Source organism: Yersinia sp. 2542 StPb PI, assembly GCF_048593855.1.
In the GTDB taxonomy this organism is placed as follows: Bacteria; Pseudomonadota; Gammaproteobacteria; order Enterobacterales; family Enterobacteriaceae; genus Yersinia; species Yersinia enterocolitica_E.
This window is the reverse complement of sequence record NZ_JAZGQA010000337.1, coordinates 1-2202: the sequence shown is the minus strand read 5'-3', so window position 1 is coordinate 2202 and position 2202 is coordinate 1. Positions and strand designations below refer to the sequence as shown.

Genomic DNA, 2202 nt, shown 5'->3' with positions numbered 1-2202 from the left:
CGCCACCGAGGTCTCGAACCTCGCACCTACAACAACTATGGTTATCGGCTCTATCCAGCTGAGCTAGTGGCGGTTAGGAAGCGGATTCTACGCATCAATTTATAAGCACGCCATCAGCAAGGTTACTTTTCAGATAATTCAGCCCACTAATGCAAACTCCAGAAACGACAAAACCCCGCACAAAGGCGAGGTTTATTTGACTGGATAAGCGCTACTGCATAACCAACTCTTATCACACTAATGCACTTTTTGCGGCCGCACCAACACTTTTATCATAAATTTCTGACTTCATTGTTGCCGGGTCCATTTCCAGGCAAACGTCTATCATCGACAAGCAACCATCAACAAATCCTTCGGCCATCTGCATGCTCACCCTGACGGCTCTTTCATCCCGTTTCTGCTGCCGAGCAATGGCCCGTTTTGACTGATTCAACACATAATGCCGTATAATCAGTTCGTACTCATCAGGTCGATATTGATTTAGTCGGGCAACACAACCATCAACAATTAGACCCTCATCATCACAGCATGATTGTTGAGTACCAGAGGTGTCGGGTATTAATCCCTTAAACCCTGCGGCAATAGCAGAGTAATCGAGTTCTGAAGAATATCTGGCCCATATAGCCCATCAACGACTTTTCTGGTTATTCCAGTACGGGAGCCGTAACGTCGTAATACAGTTGCAATTTGCTCTACCTGCGCCGGGAGATTTCTATCCAATACCATATTCAGCGCTAACTGGCAGGCAACAATGACACGAGGTGGATGCGATCACTTATGCAGCCACACACTAATTGCGGCCCGTAAGCGTTGCTCGGCTTTACCGTCATTGCGATATTTGGTCATCAAAATATCGAATCCGACAGGGTGTAGATGCTGGCAGGTAGCAAAAGTACCTAATATCTGGTCTTTGGTCAGAACTGCACGACCCCGGCCAATGTTCAGCGATTATATGCCGACACAGCGCGGATCATGTATTTTGATCACGTTCAATTGCTGTAGTCATTGGTCAGTCCTGTGTTTTAAATTCACAAGACTAATTCTATATTTCATTGCATAAATCGCAACAAAAACAGAATTATTGCAAAAAATAAAATTACTGAAGTACTTTGATATGATTAGTCAATAACATCTTTTCCGTTGCCAAATATCCATCAGGTTGAGTAAAAGAAATATATTTTTCATCGTACAACCATTTATACATAGCTTTAATGTAGTCTGCATAATAATTAGCAGGATTATCTTTTATGTTGCCAGCGTTATTAGAATTATCCATAAAGCAATATTGGTTTATTGGTGAACCGTAACTATCAGTTCCTGAGACAACAGCATGAGTTGTCCACTCCGTAAACTCTTCACCGAAGAGACCTACTTTAAGGCCACTATCTATGATCTCTTTTACATCAAACCAAGCTCTTGATGGGAAATTTTTCAAGCAGTGATTTCGTATCAAGGTATATATAATATCAATATGTTCCATATTTAATCTCCAATATAGCAGCAGTTATATATTCGCATTCGGGAAATCACTATAACCATATGTAAGATAAGACTCTATTGAATCTTTAGCATTTCTGGAACCTTGGTATACTTCAGCAAAAAACCCAGCATTTATCATTCTGTCGATCCACTTGGCCTGTTCCTTGGTGGGTTTTCCATCGCTAGCTTTCATCTCAATCCACAACCCCGCATACCCACCACGCGGTAGCGCCAAAAACAAATCCGGCCCCCCCCTTCCTCAACCCTAGCCGCTTGGCATCCCTTGCCGCCTTTGGCTCACGCTTCCCCTCATTGGGGATATGGATCAGATAGCCCCCGATACAAATACCATCGATAATGGTCTTATCTGCCCACTCAATCAGCGCGGCCTGTTCCTCGGTTTCCGCTTGGTGGTTAACTTTACGAACTTTCCCGTTACGCACTTCCAGCTTTGCTGCTGTTCCGATGATGCCAATGGCATCTATGCTATTAAGCATTTTTGCTTACGGTAAAAGAATCAAGCTTCTTTAGCTGATGACATATAAATAAAGAGAGCGAAATCAGTGATAACACGATGGCCCAACCAAAGTGAGCATCATTGGAAAATATATGATGAACAAGAAACGAAAAGTAAGCTGACGCATAGAGAATAGCTATTATGAATAGGTTTACTGGTGAAGGGTTATATCCTGTTAATCTATTATAAAATAAGCGTCCCTTTTG

5 protein-coding genes are annotated in these 2202 nt (G+C 42.5%); all 5 read right to left on the bottom strand.

Translation table 11 applies throughout. From position 1 onward, the window contains the following. Positions 1-232: 232 nt before the first annotated feature. Positions 233-622, bottom strand: a complete 390-nt coding sequence (locus tag V1952_RS21370) for an antiterminator Q family protein (RefSeq protein WP_420075504.1) — start codon at positions 620-622, stop codon at positions 233-235. Positions 623-1096: 474 nt separating this feature from the next. Continuing rightward, entirely contained in the window at positions 1097-1480 is a 384-nt protein-coding gene (locus V1952_RS21365; RefSeq protein WP_420075503.1) for a hypothetical protein, read from the bottom strand. A 24-nt stretch (positions 1481-1504) separates the two neighbouring features. Further along, positions 1505-1684, bottom strand: a complete 180-nt coding sequence (locus tag V1952_RS21360; RefSeq protein WP_420071622.1) for a hypothetical protein — start codon at positions 1682-1684, stop codon at positions 1505-1507. Beyond that, complete coding sequence (locus tag V1952_RS21355; RefSeq protein ID WP_420075502.1) at positions 1674-1976, bottom strand: hypothetical protein; 303 nt, start codon at positions 1974-1976, stop codon at positions 1674-1676. Before V1952_RS21355 ends, V1952_RS21360 begins: the two co-directional genes overlap by 11 nt. After that, positions 1969-2202 (bottom strand): hypothetical protein (locus V1952_RS21350; RefSeq protein ID WP_420075501.1); only part of this gene is annotated, 234 nt, incomplete at its 5' end. The genes V1952_RS21350 and V1952_RS21355, both read right to left, overlap by 8 nt.

Bases quoted from the DNA above. Each gene is read 5' to 3' on its own strand.
- V1952_RS21365 (WP_420075503.1), bottom strand. From the start codon at position 1,480: ATGGAACATATTGATATTATATATACCTTGATACGAAATCACTGCTTG.
- V1952_RS21355 (WP_420075502.1), bottom strand. From the start codon at position 1,976: ATGCTTAATAGCATAGATGCCATTGGCATCATCGGAACAGCAGCAAAG.